An 18,861-nucleotide genomic window follows, 5' to 3' on the forward strand; every position below is an offset into this window, starting at 1 on the left:
ACACGACATGCCTCTTGGATTTTCCCGCCTCATCGCGACGCTGTTGCTGGCCGTCTTGCCGATTGCCCCGGCTTTGGCAGGTCCGCCGACCGGTGCGGCTGCCCTGTCGGTCGACGGACTGTCGATCATCCTGGCCGCCGGTGCATCGCAATGCGATGACAGGTGCATGAACGGTTACGATCAATGTGTGGCCAACGGACTGGCGGCGCAGTCGGTGGCCGATGACGAAGTCGTCTACGAAGAGTGCAGTTTGACACTGAGCCAATGTCGGGACGTTTGCGTGAGCCAAGGGGCTTGCATCATGTCCGACTCGGGGTTTGTGCTCTGCCCCTGACGAAGGCTGGGACGGGCCTGAATGCTGCTGATTGAAGCTGCCGGGCCGACCCGGTCGGGCGGTCGCCACGTCGGGTGTCAGTAGGCGCGGTCGCCGAACCACTCGCCCTTGCGGCCGTTGATCGGGTCTTCCCAGGTGCCTTCCCAGTGGTCGCAGCTCTTCAACTGCAGGTCGAAGGTTCCCTTGCCGTCGTCCTGCCGCCACTCCCCGACAAGGCGGGTCCCGTCCTGAAGGGTGCCGGTGATATGTCCGTTTTTCCAGTCATAGGTGCCGTCAAACACCGTCCCCTTGTCGTCGATGCGCATCGGCGTGGTCGAGCCTTCGCCCTGCGTCCAGGAGGTTTTCCAGTCGCCAGCAAAACTGCAGTAGGGCTGATGATCCCGGGCAGTCGAGTCGTCGCAATGCGGCGCGTCGACCATGTAGGACAGGCCAAAATCGACGGCGTCGAAGGTCACTTCGTAGTATTTTCCGGAATAGACGACGACGGATTTCACGACCTTCGGGGCCTTGGACACACAGGGGGCGATGGCCGTGTAGAATTCATAGCCGGGAAAGGTCCGGTATGAGGCTTCGCTGTGCGGGGCCAGCATCACGCCCTTGGAAAAGGGCAAGATCGCATTTCCCCAAACATGCAGACTGGCATCCGTCCTGTTGATCACCACAAGCCGCGCGGCATCGTCCTCGGCCCGCGCGACGCCGTTTCCCATCACGGTGACGGCAATCAGTACCGCAAGCGCAATCAGCCCGTTCCGAAACAGTCCAGACATCGAAGTCTCCTCCTCAATCTCGCGCTACGGGGTCGTATTCGCCCCGTCCCTGTCGCCGTCCGGCCTTTGGATCAGGGCGCTGACCCGGCCCGGCGACAAACCCTTGTCCGCCGCCGTACGACGGACGGGCGGTGACAGGCCCCGTCTGGAGAACGGCGGGTGACATTTCGCGCCAAGGGCGGACCCGGCTCAGGGTGCAAACCGGGCAAGGTCCTTGATCTTGTCACAGGATGTCGCGCAGCGGCGTCCGTCACATTGACCTGCGTCAAGTGTCGGGTCTGCCACCTGCGCTGAGGCGTCTCGGGCCAACCGCCGCAAGCGAAAATGGGGCGTCAGATCTCGCCGCCCGCGATCTGGATTGCCTGTCCATTCACGCTGCCCGAGGCCTCGTGGCAGAGCCAGACCGCCGCCTGCGCCACTTCTTCCGGCGCGATCAACCGGCCATGCGGGTTCACATCCACCATCGCGGCGCGGGCCTCTGCCTCGGACCAGCCGGTGCGCTCCATGATGTTGCCGACATTCATGGTCACGATATCCGTGTCCACGTAAGCGGGGCACAGCGCGTTGAAGGTAAAAGGCTTTCTGGCGTAATCTGCGGCCAGAGCCCGGATCAGCCCCATGAGCGCGTGTTTCGAGGCGGTATAGGTCGGTGCGCCTTTCAGCCCCTTGATCCCGGCAATCGAGGACACCGCGATCACCCGGCCCCAGTCGGTTTCGACCATGCTTTTCAGGCATTCGCGGATGGTCAGAAAGGCGCCGTCGACATTGGTGGCCATCATGGTCCGCCAGAATTCCATGTCCGTCTTGAGGATCGACCGCCCCTCGGCGATCCCGGCGTTGGGCACGCAGATCTGAACCGGCCCGCGTGCGGCGACGGCCTCGCCCACTCCATGAATGACCGCGGTTTCATCCATCACGTCCATCGAGATCGGAAAGATCCGGTCGCCCCGCGCGGCCTCCAGCCGCTCGGCGTTGCGGCCGGTGATCGTGACCAGGGCGCCCTCGGCCGCCAGCGCCTGCGCGATGGCCAGCCCGATGCCGCTGCCGCCGCCGGTGATCAGCGCGTGTTTGCCTTCAATCATTTCTGCCTCCCTCTTGCGGGGTGAACCCTACCGCGCCGCCGCGCTGTGACAAGAGGTCCGCGACAGGTTGCTTGGCAATGCTATTCACGCATGCGAATATGATTTGGATTTTCGGGAGGATCTCATGAACACACGTTTTGCCCTGACCACGGCACTGGTTCTGGCGGCCGCTGCCGCACAGGCCAGCGAGGATATCGCCGACAAGTACCCGCAGTCCGAGCTTTACGACAAGCCGGTCGAAGTCATCCCGCATGTCTTCTCGGCCATCGGCGCGACGGCGCCGCCGACCTATGAAAACTCGGGCCACAACAACAACCTGTCCTTTGTTGTGACCAGCGACGGGGTGGTGGTCGTCAACGGTGGCGCCTCGGCGCGGCTGGCGAAGGCCCTGCATGACGAGATCAAGGCCGTCACCGACCAGCCGGTGAAACTGGTCATCAACGAGAACGGGCAGGGCCATGCCATGCTCGGCAATTCCTACTGGGCCGACCTGGGGGTCGACATCCTCGCCCATGCAGAGGCCATCGAGGAGGTCGAGGAAAACGGCGATTTCATCCTGCAGGGGATGCAGCGCTACAACCAGGACAAGGCCGAGGGCACCCGTGTTGTCGTGCCGAACATGTCCTTCGACGATGAATACGCCTTTACCCTGGGCGAGGTCGAATTCCACATCCTGCATCTTGGCTCTGCGCATGGGCCGGGCGACACGCAGGTCTGGATTCCGCAATGGGGCATCGTGATCGCCGGCGACATCGCCTTTCACGAACGCATGCCGCCGATCTTTGCCGACACCTGCACCAGCTGCTGGATCGAGACCTTCGACGGCCCCTTTGCCGGGCTGGGCGCGACCTATGTCATTCCCGGCCACGGCCATCCGACCAACATGGCGCAGGTGACGCGCTATACCTCGGAGTACCTCAAGGACCTGCGCGCCAAGATCGGCGACCATATCGACGCGGGCGGCGACCTGTCCGAGGCCTATTACATCGACCAATCCAACTGGGCGCATCTCGACACTTTCGAGGAACTGGCCACCAAGAACGCGGGACGCGTTTTTGAAGAGATGGAGTGGGAATAACCCGTTTCGGGTGTAGGATAAGGGAAGCGGCGCCTGGCAGATGTCTGGCCCGCCTCTGGCCTGTGCCGAAACGACGAGGGGAGCCCTGCCATGGATTCCAGTTTCAAAGCGGTGGTTTTCGCGATCGGTTTCACCGCGCTTGCGCCCATAGCCCCAGCCTTGGCCGGAGAGCTGGAGGATGAAATCATCGGATACATGGATTTCGCCACCGCGACCGCCGGGATCATCCTGCCGCAGCAGCTGACGCGCGAGGTCTGGGAGGGCGTCCATTTCATCGACACCCGCAGCCTTGCGGATTTCGAGGCGGGAACGATTCCCGGCGCGCGCCACATCGAGTGGCGCGAGGTTCCGGGCCGGCTGGACGAGATTCCCGAGGAGGGTATGGTCATCCTGTTCTGCAACACCGGTGTCCGGTCGTCACAGGCCACCTTCGCGGCCCGGGTGATGGGGCGGGAAAACGTGCTTGTCATGCAGTCGGGCTATGAGGGATGGCTGAGGGACGGCGCCTATCGTCCCGACTAGGACACGGGGCCACCGCCAGTCGGAACAACCGCAATTGCAGGAGAGTGCTTGGTGCTGAAATGGATCGACATGCCGCCGGTCTGGCTGCTGGGGGCCTTGTGTGTGGCCTGGGTGCAAAAGACCCATTTCGGCTACGGGTTGAGTTTTGGCCCGGTTGTCGCCGATTTGCTGGGCGGGCTGCTGGTGGGGGGCGGGGTGATCTTGATGGCGCTGGCCTTCTACGAGATGCGGCGCCACCGGACCACCATCATCCCGCACCAGGAGGCGGACCGCCTTGTGACAAGCGGAATCTTCAAACGGTCGCGCAACCCGATCTACCTTGGCGACTCGATGATCCTTCTGGGAATGATCCTGTATTGGGATGCGGTATTGGCGCTGCCGCTTGTGCCGATTTTTGTCTGGGTGATCGAACGGCGCTTTATCACGCCCGAAGAGGATCGCCTGCGCCGGAAATTCCGCGCCGCCTTTGCCCGCTACGAAAAGGATGTGCGGCGGTGGGTCTGATCCTCGATTGCCTGAAAATTCAGCACTAATCCTTTGGTAGAGGTGACCTGTGGTCGCATGGCGCCCGCCCTATGCCAAGCGCGGGTGTTCCTTGGCCGACGCTTCGGCACAGGGTGGAGCGGGCAAGTTACGGAAACCATGAGGAATATTCTATACATGGTCCAGGCTGGTATACGATCGTGCGCAATATTGTTTCGGCAGTGCTGCACGTTGCGCAATAATAATTGTCCGACTTTAACTTCGCGTCATGGTGTGTTTTACAACCCGCGCTGCCTGTCGCTGCAGAGCCGCATGATTGCGCTGAAATGCGAATTAACGCCTCATCAGGGGCGTAGGAGTACCTGAGAACAAAGGGGAATACCGTGAAGATAGGGACGCCAAGAGAGGTCGAAGCTGGAGAGAATCGCGTTGCGATGACCCCGGATTCGGCCCGCCAGCTGCAAAAGCTGGGCTATGAATGTTTGATCGAATCCGGCGCGGGGTCGCGGGCAGAGTTCTCCGACGCGGATTACGAGGCTGCGGGCGTCAAGGTTGTCGGCTCTGCCGCCGATCTCTGGGGCGAGGCGGACATCATCGCCAAGGTCCGCATTCCGACGCTGGACGAGCTGGATTACCTGACACCCGAAAAGACGCTGATCACCTTCTTCAACCCGGGCGGCAACCAGGAAGGCCTGGACATCGCCAAGGAGAAGGGCGCCAGTGTCATCGCGATGGAAATGGTGCCGCGCATCAGCCGCGCCCAGAAGATGGACGCGCTGTCGTCGATGGCCAATATCGCCGGCTATCGCGCGGTGATCGAGGCATCGAACAACTTTGGCCGTTTCTTCACCGGCCAGATCACCGCCGCGGGCAAGGTCCCGCCGGCCAAGGTGCTGGTTGTCGGCGCAGGTGTTGCCGGTCTGGCCGCCATCGGGACCTCGACCTCGCTGGGTGCGATCACCTATGCCTTCGACGTGCGGCCCGAAGTGGCCGAACAGGTCGAATCCATGGGCGCCGAATTCGTCTACCTCGACTTCGAGGAAGAACAGCAGGACGGCGCCGCGACCGGCGGCTACGCCTCTGTCTCTTCGCCTGAGTTCCGCGAGGCGCAGCTGGCCAAGTTCCGCGAACTGGCGCCCGAGGTGGACATCGTCATCACCACCGCCCTGATCCCCAACCGCGAAGCGCCCAAGCTCTGGCTCGAGGATATGGTCAAGTCGATGAAGGCCGGTTCGGTCATCATCGACCTCGCTGCCGAAAAGGGCGGCAACGTCGAGGGTACCGTCAAGGACGAGAAGGTCGTCACCGACAACGGCGTGACCATCGTCGGCTACACCGACTTCCCCTCGCGCATGGCGACGCAGTCCTCGACGCTTTACGCCACCAACATCCGTCACATGATGACCGATCTGACGCCCGAGAAGGACGGCAAGATCAATCACAACATGGACGACGACGTGATCCGTGGCGCCACCGTCACCCACAAAGGCGAGATCACCTTCCCGCCGCCGCCGCCCAAGGTGCAGGCGATTGCGGCCAAGAAGCAGGAAAAGCCCAAGGAGCTGACGCCGGAGGAGAAGCGCGCGCAGGAAGTCGCCGCCTTCAAGGCCCAGACCCGGCAGCAGGTGACCCTGCTTGCCGTCGGTGGCGGACTGCTGCTGCTGGTGGGTCTTGTCGCCCCGGCCAGCTTCATGCAGCACTTCATCGTCTTCGTGCTCTCGGTCTTTGTCGGTTTCCAGGTGATCTGGAACGTCAGCCACTCGCTGCACACGCCGCTGATGGCCGTCACCAACGCGATCTCGTCGATCATCATCCTGGGCGCGCTGATGCAGATAGGCTCGGGCTCGGTGCTGGTGATTATCCTTGCCGCGCTTTCGGTCTTCATGGCCGGGATCAACATCTTCGGCGGCTTCCTCGTGACACGGCGCATGCTCGCCATGTTCCAGAAATCGTAAGGAGACGGGGACTATGGAATTCGGATTCACGACAGCGGCCTATGTGGTCGCAGCCGTCCTCTTCATCCTGTCGCTGGGTGGCCTGTCCGGTCAGGAAAGCGCCAAGCGCGCGGTCTGGTATGGCATCTTCGGCATGGGGCTGGCGGTCTTTGCCACGCTGATCGGACCGGGCTCGGGCCTCTGGCTGCTCTCGGTCATCCTCGTCGCTGCGGGCGGTATCATCGGTTTTGTCGTCGCCAAGCGCGTCCAGATGACCGAGATGCCGCAGCTTGTCGCCGCGATGCACTCGCTGGTGGGCCTTGCTGCGGTCTTCGTCGGCTACAACGCGCATTTCGAACTGGGCCGCGTTCTGGCGATGGACGAAACCGCGCGTGACGCGCTTGAGGGCTTTGCCGCCCTCCTCGCGCACAAGAGCGGGGTCGAACAGAACATCCTGCGCGTCGAAGCCTCGCTGGGCATCTGGATCGGGGCGGTGACCTTTACTGGCTCGATCATCGCCTTCGGCAAGCTGGCGGGCAAGGTCAGCTCGGCGGCGACGAAACTGCCCGGCGGGCACCTGCTGAACGCAGGCGCGGCGTTGATCTCGCTGATTTGCCTGTTCTGGTATCTGGGCTCGGGCGGGCTTTTCCCGCTGTTCGTCCTGACCGTGATGGCGCTGTTCATCGGCTACCACCTGATCATGGGCATCGGCGGCGCCGACATGCCGGTCGTTGTCTCGATGCTCAACAGCTACTCGGGCTGGGCGGCGGCGGCCATCGGTTTCAGCCTTGGCAACGACCTGTTGATCGTGGTCGGCGCACTGGTCGGCTCCTCGGGTGCGATCCTGTCCTACATCATGTGCAAGGCGATGAACCGGTCGTTCGTGAGCGTCATCCTAGGCGGCTTCGGCGGCTCGTCCGGCCCGGCGATGGAAGTCGAGGGCGAACAGATCGCCATCGACGCGGACGGTGTTGCGCAGGCCCTGGAAGAGGCCGACAGCGTCATCATCATCCCCGGCTACGGCATGGCGGTTGCACAGGCCCAGCAGAACGTGGCCGAACTGACGCGCCGCCTGCGTGCCCAGGGCAAGGAGGTGCGGTTCGCCATCCACCCGGTCGCGGGCCGTCTGCCCGGGCACATGAACGTGCTGCTGGCCGAGGCCAAGGTGCCCTATGACATCGTGATGGAGATGGATGAGATCAACGACGATTTCCCGGACACGGACGTCGCCATCGTCATCGGCTCGAACGACATCGTGAACCCGGCGGCACAGGAAGACCCGAACTCTCCCATCGCGGGGATGCCCGTCCTGGAATGCTGGAAGGCCAAGCAGGTCTTCGTCTCCAAGCGGGGCCAGGGCACGGGCTACTCGGGCATCGAGAACCCGCTGTTCTACAAAGAGAACACGCGGATGTACTACGGCGACGCGAAACAGTCGCTGGGCGAGCTGCTTAACCGCATCTCGTGACCGTCTGGCGGGTTTCCGCCATTGTCACATCTCGACAAGATCATTGGGGTCGCCGTTTCGGCGGCCCCATTTTAGTCTGGCGCGAAAAGAGGGGACCTCATGGAACTGGCATTGCAGATCAATTCGGTGTTTCGCGTGGCGGGCTGGCAGATCGTCAAGCCGCTGGAGCCACTGACGCCGGATCGCCTGCTCGAGGATCTCGCGCAGTATTCCAAGCGCGCGGTGGTGGTCGACCTGGGGTATTACCCCGAGAACGACGCCGAGAACGGGGCGTTCCGGATTCATGCCGTGCGCGGTGAGGACTGGGAGCATCCGCTGGTCGATATCAAGGTGCGCGACGCGAACATGGCGCTGGACCTGCTGCGCCAGATGCCGGGGTTGCTGGGGCGGTTGGGACCGCTCTGAGCGGCCGAATTTGCAACCTCGGCCCGCACTGTTTGCAAATGAATGGGTTAGCAGGTTTTGTACATCTACTTGGTGCTCCCTTGCGGCGGCGCAGCAAGTCGGGCAAAAACATGAGGGAGATATTCATGACGAGGGGGCACCCCATGAACCTGACGATGAACCGCAACGTGCTGGCCGAAGCTTTCGGCGCCAACGAAGGCGCCGCGCTGCGCCTCAAGCAGGTGGCGCTGGTGGTGCTCGGTATCGCCGTGTTGGCCGCCGCCGCCAAGATCAAGGTGCCGATGTGGCCCGTCCCGATCACAATGGGCACCTTTGCCGTGCTGACCGTCGGCGCCGCCTATGGTCCCCGCCTGGGGCTGGTGACGATCCTTGGCTACATGATCGTCGGCGCGCTGGGATTCGATGTCTTCGCAGGTTCCTCGGCTGAGGCATTCGGCATCGAATACATGATGGGTGGCACCGGCGGCTACCTTGTCGGCTACGTGCTGGCGACCGTCGCGCTGGGTGTCCTTGCCCGCGCCGGCTGGGATCGTTCGGCACCCAAGATGGCCGGCGCCATGCTGTTGGGCAACGCCATGATCTATGTTCCGGGCCTGATCTGGCTGGGCATGCTCTACGGCTGGGACAAGCCGATCCTGGAATGGGGGCTGACGCCGTTCCTCGTCGGTGACGCGATCAAGCTGGCCCTGGCCGCCGTGATCCTGCCGCTGGCGTGGAAACTCGTGGGCCGCGCGCGCGACTGATCCCCAGAGATCCGAGTGACGGAAAGGCCGGGCCATGTGCCCGGCCTTTTGCGTTTCAGCCCCTGCGGTCGGCGGCAAAGGCCGCGAGATCGGCATTCACCGGTTCGCCCGCCATCATCTGCGCCAGCCAGCGCCCGGTGCGCGGACCGCCTGTCAGACCGACGTGCTGGTGTCCGTAGCCAAGAAAGACATTGGACAGGCGCGGGCTGGGGCCGATCACCGGCAGGGAATCCGACGTGGCGGGCCGGTGGCCCATCCATTCGCTGGTATGGCTGTAAGTGAGATCGGGAAAGATCCGCGCTACGCTGCGCCGCATCAGCTTGAAGGGCGCGCGCGAGGCCGGGGTTTTCAACCCCCCGAATTCCACGATCCCCGCAGCCCGCAGGCGCCCGCGCATCGAGGTGGCAGCGAATTTGCCGGAGGCCACCATGACCGGCGCGCGCAATTCGATATTGGGGGCATGGAATTCGACGTGATAGCCGCGTTCGCTTTCCAGCGGCACCGTGACGCCAAGAGCGCGGGCGATCCCGCCCGACCAGGCGCCAAGCGTGACGGCAAACCCCTCTGCCGCGACCTCTCCCTTGTCGGTCAGGGCCGCCACCGCGCGTCCGTCTTCCTCGCGAAAGCCGGTCACGCGGGCCTGTACGATCCGCCCGCCGCCGGCCTCAAAGGCGGCGGCCAGCGTGCGGACATAGGCGCCCGGATCGGTGATCGTGCCGTGCTGCGGACTGTCGACCCCATAGCCGAAGCGGCCCGCAAGCGCCGGGTCGAAGGCGGCCATGTCCTCGGGGGTCATCTCGCGGACCGTGTAGCCGTTGCGCCGCCGCAGGTCCCAGCCATAGGCATCCGCCTCGAAGGCCTGCTTGCTGGCATAGCCGTGCAGGTAGCTGCCGGGCTGGATGAACTGCGCGGCCTCGGTCCCTTCTGCCAGGGCCTGGTGCTGGTCGGCGCTGTCATGCAGCAGGGCGGTCAGCGCCGTGGTGATCTGTTCCACCTTCTCGCGGCGGGCATGTCCCATGTAGCGCATCAGGAAAGGCACGAGGCGGGGCAGGTAGCCCCATTTCAGGAACAGCGGCTGGCGCGGGTCGAAGAGCATCCCGGGCGCCTTCCAAAGCAGCCCGGGGACGGGCAGGGGCACGACGGCCCCCGCCGCGATGATGCCCGCGTTGCCGGTCGAGGCGCCCGCTGCGGGGCCTTCGCGGTCAATCAGCGTGACCTCGCAACCCATGCGTTGCAGCCAGAGCGCGGTAGAGACGCCCACCATACCCGCGCCGATCACGGCCACCTGACGATATGCCTTCATGCCCCTGGTCCCCCTTTTGCGGCGCGACAGTGGCGCGGAACGGGGACCGGAGGCAAGGGGGCATCAGGCCAGTTCGGTCTCGATTTCGGCGCCCTTTTCCAGCGTCTTGTGCACCGGGCACTTGTCCGCGATTTCCAGCAGGCGGGCGCGCTGGTCGGCGTCGAGGTCGCCTTCGAGGGTGATCCGCCGGACAAAGCGGTCGACGCGGGTCGTCGCGCTTGTCCCGGCGTCCTGGGCATGAACCTTGTCATGGATGACGTCCACGCTGATCCCGGTCAGCGGCCAGCCCTTGCGCCGCGCGTACATGCGGATGGTCATCGAGGTACAGGCACCCAGGCCCGCCGAAAGGAACCCGTAAGGCGACATGCCCCGGTTGCTGCCGCCATAGGCCTCGGGCTCGTCCGCAAGGGCGTGGTGATGCGGCCCGTTCTGGATGTCCTGCAGAAAACCGTCTGCCGCGGCCTCCGTCACCCGCACCACGCCCTCGGGCGCGCCGATCGGCGGGGCGGGCGCGGGCAGGTCAAGATAGCGGTCGGCCCAGGCGGCGATCACCTCGGCGACATATTCCGCGTCTTTGGGGGACGAAACGAGGTGATCCGCATCATCCAGCGTGACAAAGCTCTTGGGGTGTCTGGCGGCGGTGAAGATCCGCGTGGCGTTGGAGATGTCCACCACCGCGTCGCGCGGTGCGTGCAGGACCAACAGCGCCTTCTTCAGCGAGCCGATGATCGGGGCCAGCTCCTGCGCCTTCACGTCCCGCACAAAGTCTCGCCCGATGGTCACGGGCCGCCCGCCCAGGTCGATCTGGGCCTGGCCTTCTTCCTCGATCCGGTCCAGCGCGTCGGCAAAGTTGTGGGTGACGTGATCGGGATCGAAGGGCGCGCCGATGGTCGCAACCGCCTTGGCCGAGTCGATGTCGGGCGCCGCGCGCAGCACCGCCGCCCCGCCCAGCGAATGGCCGATCAGCAGGCTGGGGGCCATGTCGCGCCCTTCCAGGTAGTCGGCGGCCGCCTTCAGGTCGCCCACGTTGCTGTGAAAGGTGGTATTGGCAAACTCGCCACAGGAATGGCCCAGCCCGGTGAAATCAAAGCGCAGCACGGCGATCCCCATCGCGGAAAGCCGCTGAGCGATGCGCCGCGCGGCGGCGATGTCCTTGCCGCAGGTAAAGCAATGGGCGAAGAGAGCTGTGGCCAGCGGCTTTTCCTCGGGCAGGTCCAGCCGGGCGGCCAGCCTGTCGCCGGCATGGCCGGGGAATGTGATGCGTTCGGTGGGCATTGGGGCGTCCTGACGTTCTGTTGTTGGGTCAGAGAATGGGTCGTGCCGGGGCGGCTCACAAGCAAACTGTCAGGAGCGTCACGGCATGGTGAGTTTGATGCGCGCGCTGGTGAGCATTGTTGCAGGTTTCCTGGTGTTGGCCGCGCTGGCAACCTGGGGCGGGGTCCTGCATCCCGCAGGGGACTCGCTGGCAGTGGCGCGCCTGCCGCTGGTGGCGCTGGCGGCGCTGGTTGTGATCTGGACCGGATGGGCGCGCTGGCTGCGCTGGGGGCTGGCGGGTGCGGCGCTGGTGGTGCTGGGGCAGGCGGTTGTGATGAAGCTGGCAACGCCGTCACCGGGCAGTTTTTCCGTCTACCAAAAGAACCTGCTGTACCGAAACGCGCAGATTCCCGAACTGGCGGCGGATATGCTGGCGCAGGCCCCGGACGTGATCACCTTGCAGGAACTGACCAGCCGCAACGGCGACATCCTCGACCGGCTGGCGCCGGTGTATCCGCATCGCGCCACCTGTCCTTTCTATAGCTGGAGCCGGAATGCCGTGCTCTCTCGCCATCCTGTTCTGCCGGGCGGGACGCTTTGCCTGCCGGGGCAGGGAGTGGCAGGGCTGCACCTGGACACGCCGCAGGGGCCGGTCTGGGTGTTGTCGGTGCACCTGCGCTGGCCCTGGCCGCATCCTCAGGCGGCTCAGGCGGCGGCGCTGGAAGAGGTGATGGCCGGGCTGGAGGGGCCGGTGATCCTGTCCGGGGATTTCAACATGATGCCCTGGGGGCATTCGGTGCGGCGCCTGACACGGGCGGCGGATGTGCGGCGCGCCGGGCCGCTGCAACCGACCTACTGGCTGGCGCCGCATGGCTGGCCCGCCGGGCAGGCGTTGCCGATCCCGCTGGCCTTGGATCAGGTCTGGGCGCCCGGCGGCGGGCGGGCAGAGACCCGGCCGCTCTGGGGATCGGATCACGCGGGCGTTCTAGCAAGGGTGCACCTGGATGCGGATTGACAGGATCGGGCGTTTCGTGCCGCATGACGCGCGGGATCGGGCGGAATGGGACCGATTGAGGGATTTTTGTGCACGGTGGGGGCTTGCCGCCTTTTCGCGCGATCCCTTCATCGGTGGTCATGTCACCGGCTCGGCCTTTGTCCTGTCGCCGGATGGACAAGCGGTTCTGATGACCCATCACGCCAAGCTCGACCGCTGGCTGCAACTGGGTGGACATTGCGACGGCATCGCGGATGTGCGGTTCGTGGCCTTGAAAGAAGCCTACGAGGAATCGGGGCTGACGCGGATAGCGCTGCTGTCGGAGGATGTTTTCGACATCGATATCCACGAAATCCCGGCGCGCGGTGCGGAACCGGCGCACCTGCACTACGACGTCCGTTTCCTGATGCGGGCCGAGGCGGGTGAGCCAAACGCCACGGCAGAGTCGAAGGCGCTGGCATGGGCGCGGCTGGACAGACTACAGGACTACACGCAGGCAGAGTCGGTCCTGCGCATGGCGCGGCGGGTGAGGGCCTGGGCGTGACGCCCTAGTGCCCCATCAGTTGCGGGTCGAAAGGGTAGGAAATGAGGTTCTCGTAGCCGTCCTCGGTGATCAGCACCTGTTCCTCCAGCTTGATCGAGAAATCGCCCCCGTCGGGCGAGACCAGAACCTCGACACAGAGGGTCATGCCCGGCTCCAGCTCGTAGTCGAAGGCGCCCTCGACCATGTGGTCCGGGTAGGCCACAAGCGGCCATTCATCGCACAGACCCACCCCGTGCATGAGGCAACCGTATTTCAGCCGCTGGAATTCGGGCCGCAGCAGGTGAGTGTTCCGTGAAAGATCCTGAATGTTCACGCCCGGGCGCAGCATCTCCATGTTGGTCATGACGTGGTCATGGCCGTGCCGCATGGCGTCGATCATGTCGGGCCGGGGCGCCCGGTCACCGACCCACCAGGTGCGCGAGATGTCGACGCAGATGCCATAACTGCCGACAAGATCGGTGTCGAAAGCGACGATCTCATTGGTCTGCACGATCCGGGGGCCGCATTCCTGGAACCAGGGATTGGTACGAGGGCCGGAGGTCAGCAGCCGCGTCTCGATCCATTCGCCGCCCCGGCGGATGTTCTCGGCGTGCAGGACGGCCCAGATGTCGTTCTCTGACACGTCGGCAAGGGGGACGTTCAGACGCGTGAAACGCTCCATCTCGTGCATCGCGGCCTCACAGGCGTGGACGGCGCAGCGCATGGCCTTGATCTCGTCGGGGCCTTTCACGGACCGGGCCTTTTCGGTGACTTCCTCGCCGGGGAAGACGGTCAGGCCCTGCGCCTCCAGCGCGCGCAGCCCGTGGATCATGGGTTTGTCCACCGCCAGCCGCGTGTTGCCGGGGGCGTGCTGCGCCAGCAGGTCCGCGACCTCGGCGGCAAAGCTGTCTGCGGCCAGGTCGACGCGGTCGCCCCGGTCGAAATAGAACAGGTCCGCGCCAGAGCGGGCCTCGCGCACCAGCGGGTTGAACGAGGACAGGAAGGGCGCGTTCTTGTAATCCCAGATCACCATGTAGCCGTCGGCGCAGACCAGCACCGCCCGGAACGGGTTGTGGGTGTTCCAGAGCTGCATGTTGGTGCTGTCGGTCGCGTAGCGGATGTTCAATGGATCGAAGACCAGCAGCCCCGCAAGGTCACGCGCCACGACGTGATCGGTCAGCCGCTGCCAGCGATAGCGGCGCATCTCCTGCAGATCGGGCAGGTCCAGCCCCACAGCGGCCCATTCGGCCAGGGCAAGGCGCGTGGGGCCGATCTCGATCCGGTCCATGTCGTTGGGGGTGTTGTCGCCGGTGACGGCGCCACGGGTGGGGTCGATCTTGCGGGTATCGCGGAAATGGGTGTTCATGGCGTCATCCGGTCGCTGATCCTGTCAGCCTGCCGGGGCGCACAATGGCTGGCGCGTGGAATTGCGACCGTACAGCGCGTCGTTTTTTGACCGCAAGGACCGGCGTGACGTCGGGTCGCGCGACTGGCGATGGCCGCGTGGCGGGCCTAGCCTGCGCGCATGATCCTGCAAGACCGAATCCCCTACGATGTCACCGCGCCGCGCCCCTTGCCTGGGATCGCGCCTCTGGATCCGTCGGACTGGTTGATCGTGGACGAGGCCTATGCCGGGCAGATGGCAGAGCGCCGCCGCCTGCTGTCCGACCACCGAGACGAGGTGCTGGCCCTGTCGGTTGGCGCCATTCCGGCGGCGGAAGAACTGCTGGAAACGGTGCTTGGGTCATTGCCCGACGGGTTTTCGCGGGCAGAAGACAGTGTATCCTGCCCGGACGGCGCGCGCATCGCGCTGGATCGGGCCGATCCGCTGGGAACGCTGGGGCGTATCGTGCAGGAAGACCTGTGCCTGATGGAAAAGCACGGCGATCAGCATGTGCTGACCGGGGCCGTGTTGTGTTTCCCCGCCAGCTGGCGGCTGGACGAGAAATTCATGCGTCCGATGACGGCGATTCACGATCCTGTCGACAGTTTTGACGAAAACATCGCGCGCCGGGTGCAAAGGCTGTTCGATGGGGTGCAGCCGGGGCGCCCGCTGTGGCGGTTCAATGCCCTGCGCTACGCCGAGCCCGAGCTGTTCCAGCCGCGTTCGCTGCACGCTCCGCGCGCGCCGGTCGATCCCGCCACTGCGCCTTTCTGGCGGTCAGAGCGGCAATGCATCCTGCGCCTGCCGCGAACCCGCGCGGTGGTTTTCTCGATTCACACCTACCTGGTGCGCAGCGCGGCACTCACTGCAGGAACTGCCTGAGGAAATAGTCCATCTGCCCGGTCGTGCCGAGCACGGCGATCAGGCTCGTGACGGCCATCATCTGGCTGGCGCGCCTCAGGCCGAAACGCGAAAGCCGGGGCTTCATCGCATTATCCGCCACCACGGCGGGCAGGTTGGGGATCTCGGCCGGCTTTGGGCGTTTGGGGTACAGCGTGCCGCAGATGCCCTGCGCCGCGGCGGCGCTTTCAAAGAGCGCATCCTCGATTTCCGTATCGACCCGGCCGATGCGGCGCGGCGAGACGAAATTCCGCAGGCGGATAAAATCCTCGCGGTCGATCAGCGTATCGGGGGCGAACCATTCCAGGATATCGGCCGAGGAATGATCCAGCGCCGCCCGCACCGTGTCTGACAGAAGGCGCGCGGCATCGGTCTCGTCGGGGGGCGTGCCATCCACGGTCACGACCTCCAGCACCACGCGGGGGCCATAGTCGCTTTGCTCTTCGGCGAGTACGGCAATGCCCAGGTGGTGGCCCATGACCCGGCCCGGTTGTCGTCGTGTCGGAGCCTTGGCGTCAGGGCGTGGATCGAGACGAGCCAGCACCTTTGCGGCGCTGTCGAGATAGGGATCGGGGTGCAGATCCCGCACATCCGGCAGGATCATCCCCGCGTAGGGGTATTCGAAGGTCATTCTGCTCTCCTGTGGCGGCATTTTTGTCCGCACAAGGAAAGACTGACCCCGAAACATGTTAACAATCGGGCGATTCGGGGAAAATTACGCGGTTTTGGGCGCTTTGTTTCCGGATCGGCCTCAGCGGCCGATCCTTTCTGCCGCCGCGGCGATGGCCTGCTGATAGACCGTGGCGGCGTTCCATTCGTTCAACACGCGGAAGTTATGGGTGCCGGGGCCGAAGGGCTGGCCGCGCTTCCAGCCCTTCTGGCGCAGGAAATTGGCAGTCGAGGCCAGCGCATCGGCCTGGTTGTAGAAATCGACCCGACCGTCGCCATTGGCATCGACGCCATAGCGCATGGCGTTGCCGGGCAGGAACTGGGTATGGCCCAGCTCTCCGTGGAAGGCGCCTTTCTGGCCGGGCGAGAGCATCCCGCGATCCACCATCTTGAGCGCGGCGATGGCGTGAGGCCGGAACAGTTGCGGGCGACGGCAGTCATAGGCAACCGTCAGGATCGAGTTGATCACCGGTTCGGTCCCCATCGTGCGACCATAACCCGTTTCCATGCCGTGAATGGCCACGATGACACCCGCGGGCACGCCAAAGTGCTGTTCGAGGCTGTCGTAAAAGGCCTTGTTCTGGTTGATCCGCTTGCGGGCGCCATTGGCGAAACTGTCGAGCGAGCCGAGGCGGATCTGCACGAACCGTTCGAAGCTGTATTTCACGCCTTTCTGATTCCGGTCGGCGCCGATCGTCTTGGTGGAATAGCGGGCGTTCATGAGGGCGTTGATGCCCCGGTCGCCGACCCCGGCGCGGCGGGCTTCGGCGGCAAAGTCGCCTTTCCAGGCGTCAAAGCCCGAGGCGGTGTTGCCGCAGCCCGCGGCAAAGGCGGGGACAGCGGTCAGAATGGCAAGGGCAAGGGCAGGGGCGAGGCGGCGCATGGCAGGGCTCCGGTACGGACGGTTTCCCCGAAAGGTTAGCCGCGCAAAGAGGAGGCGCCAAGGGGGGAAGGTGCGGGGTGGCGGGCACCCGCCGCGGGCCAAGGGCGCAGAAATGAAAACGGGCGCCCAAGGGGGCGCCCGTTCCGCTGAAGATCGCGCGGCGATCAGCAGCTGTAGTACATGCCGAACTCGACCGGGTGCGGCGTGTGTTCGAACAGTTCGATTTCTTCCATCTTCAGCTCGATGTAGCCGTCGATCTGGTCCTTGGTGAAGACGTCGCCGGCGAGCAGGAACTCGTGGTCGGCCTTCAGGCAGTCGATGGCTTCGCGCAGGCTGCCGCAGACGGTGGGGATGCCTTCCAGCTCTTCGGCCGGCAGGTCGTAGAGGTTCTTGTCCATCGCCTCGCCGGGATCGATCTTATTGGTGATGCCGTCCAGACCGGCCATCAGCAAAGCTGCGAAGCACAGGTAGGGGTTCGCCGACGGATCGGGGAAACGGGCCTCGACGCGCTTGGCCTTGGGGCTTTCGGTCCACGGAATACGGACGCAGCCGGACCGGTTGCGGGCCGAGTAGGCGCGCAGAACCGGGGCTTCGAAGCCGGGGATCAGGCGCTTGTACGAGTTGGTGGACGGGTTGGTGAAGGCGTTCAGCGTCTTGGCATGCTTGAGGATGCCGCCGATGAAATACAGCGCCTCTTGGCTGAGGTCCGCGTACTTGTCACCCGCAAAGAGCGGCTTGCCGTCCTTCCAGATCGACATGTTGCAGTGCATGCCGGTGCCGTTGTCGCCGTAGATCGGCTTGGGCATGAAGGTGGCCGACTTGCCGTAGGCATGCGCCACGTTGTGGATGATGTACTTGTACTTCTGCAGTTCGTCCGCCTGCTTGGTCAGCGATCCGAAGATCAGGCCAAGCTCGTGCTGGCAGGAGGCCACCTCGTGGTGGTGCTTGTCGACCTTCATGCCGATGCGCTTCATGGTCGAGAGCATTTCCGAGCGCAGGTCCTGCGCGTCGTCGGTCGGGTTGACCGGGAAATAGCCGCCCTTGACGCCGGGACGATGACCCATGTTGCCGGTCTCGTACTCGGTGTCGGTGTTCCAGGAGGCGTCGACCGCGTCGACCTCGTAGGAGACCTTGTTGATCGTGTTCGAGAAGCGCACGTCGTCGAACAGGAAGAACTCGGCTTCCGGACCCCAGAAGGACGTGTCACCGATACCGGAGGACTTCAGGTAGGCCTCTGCCTTTTCGGCGGTGCCGCGCGGGTCACGCTCGTAGGGTTCGCCGGTGTCGGGCTCGACGACCGAGCAGTGCAGGCAGAGCGTCTTTTCGGCGTAGAACGGATCGATATAGGCGCTTTCCAGGTCGGGCATGAGTTTCATGTCCGAGGCTTCAATCGATTTCCAGCCGGCGATCGAGGAGCCGTCGAACATGAAGCCTTCGTCGAGGAAATCCTCGTCGACTTCATCTGCGATCACGGTCACGTGCTGCAGTCTGCCGCGCGGATCGGTGAACCGGATGTCGACGTAGGCGACGTCCTCTTCCTTCATCATGTCGAGAACAGCGTTGCTCATAACTGTTGAGTCCCTTTCTGTCATACTGTTGGGATGCCTGCGGCCCAGCTGTGCCGCGGTCAATTTCTGGAATTACAGCGCGTCCGAGCCGGTTTCGCCGGTGCGGATACGGATGGCCTGTTCGACGTGGCTGACAAAGATCTTGCCGTCGCCGATCTTGTCGGTCTTGGCGGCCTCGACGATGGCCTCGATGGCGGAATCGACCTGGTCGTCATCAAGCACGATCTCGATCTTAACCTTGGGCAGGAAGTCGACGACGTACTCGGCGCCACGGTACAGCTCGGTATGGCCCTTCTGACGGCCAAAGCCCTTCACCTCGACGACGGACAGACCCTGGATGCCCGCTTCTTGCAGCGCCTCCTTCACCTCATCAAGCTTGAATGGCTTGATGATCGCTTCGATCTTTTTCATGAGACCTCGCTCTCCCTTGCGCTCTTCGTGGACTTGGCAGATCACTTCTGGATGATCGCCACAATCCGATAGGCCCTGTGAGGGCCACAAGCGCAGAGCGATTTTTCGGGTGCGGTCAATTTTTGAGCGAAGTGCGCAATAACTGTGCAGAATTGA

The 18,861-nt window shown here is 64.2% G+C and carries 20 protein-coding genes; 11 read left to right on the forward strand and 9 right to left on the reverse strand.

Annotated features, from left to right (window positions below; all coding sequences use genetic code 11):
- Positions 1 to 7: 7 nt before the first annotated feature.
- A complete protein-coding gene (locus KZZ07_RS18610) occupies positions 8 to 334 on the forward strand; it encodes a hypothetical protein (protein WP_219516369.1) in 327 nt (108 codons plus the stop codon).
- 77 nt (positions 335 to 411) lie between these two features.
- Here the strand turns inward: KZZ07_RS18610 and KZZ07_RS18615 are convergent, their stop codons facing one another.
- Together KZZ07_RS18615 and KZZ07_RS18620 are read right to left on the reverse strand one after the other, a co-directional pair.
- Positions 412 to 1,101 carry an MORN repeat-containing protein gene (locus KZZ07_RS18615; protein ID WP_219516371.1) on the reverse strand — a complete coding sequence of 230 codons (690 nt, stop codon included), beginning with the start codon at positions 1,099 to 1,101 and terminating at the stop codon, positions 412 to 414.
- Positions 1,102 to 1,433: 332 nt separating this feature from the next.
- Positions 1,434 to 2,183 carry an SDR family NAD(P)-dependent oxidoreductase gene (locus KZZ07_RS18620; protein WP_219516372.1) on the reverse strand — a complete coding sequence of 250 codons (750 nt, stop codon included), beginning with the start codon at positions 2,181 to 2,183 and terminating at the stop codon, positions 1,434 to 1,436.
- A gap of 124 nt (positions 2,184 to 2,307) precedes the next feature.
- On the opposite strand from KZZ07_RS18620, the gene KZZ07_RS18625 reads away from it, so the two are divergent.
- From KZZ07_RS18625 to KZZ07_RS18655, 7 genes are all read left to right on the forward strand, one after another.
- Positions 2,308 to 3,261, forward strand: coding sequence for an MBL fold metallo-hydrolase (locus KZZ07_RS18625; protein WP_219516373.1), 954 nt, complete (start codon positions 2,308 to 2,310; stop codon positions 3,259 to 3,261).
- Positions 3,262 to 3,351: 90 nt separating this feature from the next.
- Positions 3,352 to 3,783: a rhodanese-like domain-containing protein gene (locus KZZ07_RS18630; RefSeq protein WP_219516374.1), complete on the forward strand. Its 432-nt coding sequence runs from the start codon at positions 3,352 to 3,354 to the stop codon at positions 3,781 to 3,783.
- Positions 3,784 to 3,852: 69 nt separating this feature from the next.
- On the forward strand, positions 3,853 to 4,287 hold the full coding sequence (locus KZZ07_RS18635) for a methyltransferase family protein (RefSeq protein ID WP_219516412.1): 435 nt from the start codon (positions 3,853 to 3,855) through the stop codon (positions 4,285 to 4,287).
- Between the two features lie 362 nt (positions 4,288 to 4,649).
- Positions 4,650 to 6,221: a Re/Si-specific NAD(P)(+) transhydrogenase subunit alpha gene (locus KZZ07_RS18640; RefSeq protein ID WP_219516375.1), complete on the forward strand. Its 1,572-nt coding sequence runs from the start codon at positions 4,650 to 4,652 to the stop codon at positions 6,219 to 6,221.
- Between the two features lie 13 nt (positions 6,222 to 6,234).
- Positions 6,235 to 7,668 carry an NAD(P)(+) transhydrogenase (Re/Si-specific) subunit beta gene (locus KZZ07_RS18645; protein WP_219516376.1) on the forward strand — a complete coding sequence of 478 codons (1,434 nt, stop codon included), beginning with the start codon at positions 6,235 to 6,237 and terminating at the stop codon, positions 7,666 to 7,668.
- Positions 7,669 to 7,767: 99 nt separating this feature from the next.
- Entirely contained in the window at positions 7,768 to 8,073 is a 306-nt protein-coding gene (locus KZZ07_RS18650; protein ID WP_219516377.1) for a hypothetical protein, read from the forward strand.
- 143 nt (positions 8,074 to 8,216) lie between these two features.
- Positions 8,217 to 8,816 carry a biotin transporter BioY gene (locus KZZ07_RS18655; protein WP_219516414.1) on the forward strand — a complete coding sequence of 200 codons (600 nt, stop codon included), beginning with the start codon at positions 8,217 to 8,219 and terminating at the stop codon, positions 8,814 to 8,816.
- A 55-nt stretch (positions 8,817 to 8,871) separates the two neighbouring features.
- Here the strand turns inward: KZZ07_RS18655 and KZZ07_RS18660 are convergent, their stop codons facing one another.
- On the reverse strand, positions 8,872 to 10,119 hold the full coding sequence (locus tag KZZ07_RS18660) for an NAD(P)/FAD-dependent oxidoreductase (protein WP_219516378.1): 1,248 nt from the start codon (positions 10,117 to 10,119) through the stop codon (positions 8,872 to 8,874).
- Between the two features lie 63 nt (positions 10,120 to 10,182).
- Positions 10,183 to 11,394, reverse strand: a complete 1,212-nt coding sequence (locus tag KZZ07_RS18665) for a bifunctional alpha/beta hydrolase/OsmC family protein (protein ID WP_219516379.1) — start codon at positions 11,392 to 11,394, stop codon at positions 10,183 to 10,185.
- Positions 11,395 to 11,479: 85 nt separating this feature from the next.
- On the opposite strand from KZZ07_RS18665, the gene KZZ07_RS18670 reads away from it, so the two are divergent.
- Positions 11,480 to 12,388 carry an endonuclease/exonuclease/phosphatase family protein gene (locus KZZ07_RS18670; protein WP_219516380.1) on the forward strand — a complete coding sequence of 303 codons (909 nt, stop codon included), beginning with the start codon at positions 11,480 to 11,482 and terminating at the stop codon, positions 12,386 to 12,388.
- A complete protein-coding gene (locus KZZ07_RS18675; protein ID WP_219516381.1) occupies positions 12,378 to 12,911 on the forward strand; it encodes an NUDIX hydrolase in 534 nt (177 codons plus the stop codon). Before KZZ07_RS18670 ends, KZZ07_RS18675 begins: the two co-directional genes overlap by 11 nt.
- A gap of 4 nt (positions 12,912 to 12,915) precedes the next feature.
- Here KZZ07_RS18675 and dddP read toward each other — a convergent pair whose 3' ends face one another.
- Entirely contained in the window at positions 12,916 to 14,256 is a 1,341-nt protein-coding gene (gene dddP / locus KZZ07_RS18680) for a dimethylsulfonioproprionate lyase DddP (protein WP_219516382.1), read from the reverse strand.
- 159 nt (positions 14,257 to 14,415) lie between these two features.
- On the opposite strand from dddP, the gene KZZ07_RS18685 reads away from it, so the two are divergent.
- Complete coding sequence (locus KZZ07_RS18685) at positions 14,416 to 15,156, forward strand: heme-dependent oxidative N-demethylase family protein (RefSeq protein WP_219516383.1); 741 nt, start codon at positions 14,416 to 14,418, stop codon at positions 15,154 to 15,156.
- Here KZZ07_RS18685 and KZZ07_RS18690 read toward each other — a convergent pair.
- The 4 genes from KZZ07_RS18690 to KZZ07_RS18705 form a co-directional block, all read right to left on the reverse strand.
- A complete protein-coding gene (locus KZZ07_RS18690; protein WP_219516384.1) occupies positions 15,137 to 15,805 on the reverse strand; it encodes a hypothetical protein in 669 nt (222 codons plus the stop codon). The genes KZZ07_RS18685 and KZZ07_RS18690 overlap by 20 nt on opposite strands.
- Before the next feature lie 120 nt (positions 15,806 to 15,925).
- Positions 15,926 to 16,726, reverse strand: a complete 801-nt coding sequence (locus KZZ07_RS18695; RefSeq protein ID WP_219516386.1) for a lytic murein transglycosylase — start codon at positions 16,724 to 16,726, stop codon at positions 15,926 to 15,928.
- A gap of 164 nt (positions 16,727 to 16,890) precedes the next feature.
- Positions 16,891 to 18,294: a type I glutamate--ammonia ligase gene (glnA, locus tag KZZ07_RS18700; RefSeq protein WP_219516387.1), complete on the reverse strand. Its 1,404-nt coding sequence runs from the start codon at positions 18,292 to 18,294 to the stop codon at positions 16,891 to 16,893.
- 72 nt (positions 18,295 to 18,366) lie between these two features.
- A complete protein-coding gene (locus KZZ07_RS18705) occupies positions 18,367 to 18,705 on the reverse strand; it encodes a P-II family nitrogen regulator (protein WP_219516388.1) in 339 nt (112 codons plus the stop codon).
- Positions 18,706 to 18,861: the final 156 nt, after the last annotated feature.

Origin of the sequence: Mameliella sp. CS4 (assembly GCF_019392335.1) — a bacterium.
Classification (GTDB): domain Bacteria; phylum Pseudomonadota; class Alphaproteobacteria; order Rhodobacterales; family Rhodobacteraceae; genus Antarctobacter.

Bases quoted from the DNA above. Each gene is read 5' to 3' on its own strand.
- KZZ07_RS18610 (WP_219516369.1), top strand. From the start codon at position 8: ATGCCTCTTGGATTTTCCCGCCTCATCGCGACGCTGTTGCTGGCCGTC.
- KZZ07_RS18615 (WP_219516371.1), bottom strand. From the start codon at position 1,101: ATGTCTGGACTGTTTCGGAACGGGCTGATTGCGCTTGCGGTACTGATT.
- KZZ07_RS18620 (WP_219516372.1), bottom strand. From the start codon at position 2,183: ATGATTGAAGGCAAACACGCGCTGATCACCGGCGGCGGCAGCGGCATC.
- KZZ07_RS18625 (WP_219516373.1), top strand. From the start codon at position 2,308: ATGAACACACGTTTTGCCCTGACCACGGCACTGGTTCTGGCGGCCGCT.
- KZZ07_RS18630 (WP_219516374.1), top strand. From the start codon at position 3,352: ATGGATTCCAGTTTCAAAGCGGTGGTTTTCGCGATCGGTTTCACCGCG.
- KZZ07_RS18635 (WP_219516412.1), top strand. From the start codon at position 3,853: ATGCCGCCGGTCTGGCTGCTGGGGGCCTTGTGTGTGGCCTGGGTGCAA.
- KZZ07_RS18645 (WP_219516376.1), top strand. From the start codon at position 6,235: ATGGAATTCGGATTCACGACAGCGGCCTATGTGGTCGCAGCCGTCCTC.
- KZZ07_RS18650 (WP_219516377.1), top strand. From the start codon at position 7,768: ATGGAACTGGCATTGCAGATCAATTCGGTGTTTCGCGTGGCGGGCTGG.
- KZZ07_RS18655 (WP_219516414.1), top strand. From the start codon at position 8,217: ATGAACCTGACGATGAACCGCAACGTGCTGGCCGAAGCTTTCGGCGCC.
- KZZ07_RS18660 (WP_219516378.1), bottom strand. From the start codon at position 10,119: ATGAAGGCATATCGTCAGGTGGCCGTGATCGGCGCGGGTATGGTGGGC.
- KZZ07_RS18665 (WP_219516379.1), bottom strand. From the start codon at position 11,394: ATGCCCACCGAACGCATCACATTCCCCGGCCATGCCGGCGACAGGCTG.
- KZZ07_RS18670 (WP_219516380.1), top strand. From the start codon at position 11,480: ATGGTGAGTTTGATGCGCGCGCTGGTGAGCATTGTTGCAGGTTTCCTG.
- KZZ07_RS18675 (WP_219516381.1), top strand. From the start codon at position 12,378: ATGCGGATTGACAGGATCGGGCGTTTCGTGCCGCATGACGCGCGGGAT.
- dddP (WP_219516382.1), bottom strand. From the start codon at position 14,256: ATGAACACCCATTTCCGCGATACCCGCAAGATCGACCCCACCCGTGGC.
- KZZ07_RS18685 (WP_219516383.1), top strand. From the start codon at position 14,416: ATGATCCTGCAAGACCGAATCCCCTACGATGTCACCGCGCCGCGCCCC.
- KZZ07_RS18690 (WP_219516384.1), bottom strand. From the start codon at position 15,805: ATGACCTTCGAATACCCCTACGCGGGGATGATCCTGCCGGATGTGCGG.
- KZZ07_RS18695 (WP_219516386.1), bottom strand. From the start codon at position 16,726: ATGCGCCGCCTCGCCCCTGCCCTTGCCCTTGCCATTCTGACCGCTGTC.
- glnA (WP_219516387.1), bottom strand. From the start codon at position 18,294: ATGAGCAACGCTGTTCTCGACATGATGAAGGAAGAGGACGTCGCCTAC.
- KZZ07_RS18705 (WP_219516388.1), bottom strand. From the start codon at position 18,705: ATGAAAAAGATCGAAGCGATCATCAAGCCATTCAAGCTTGATGAGGTG.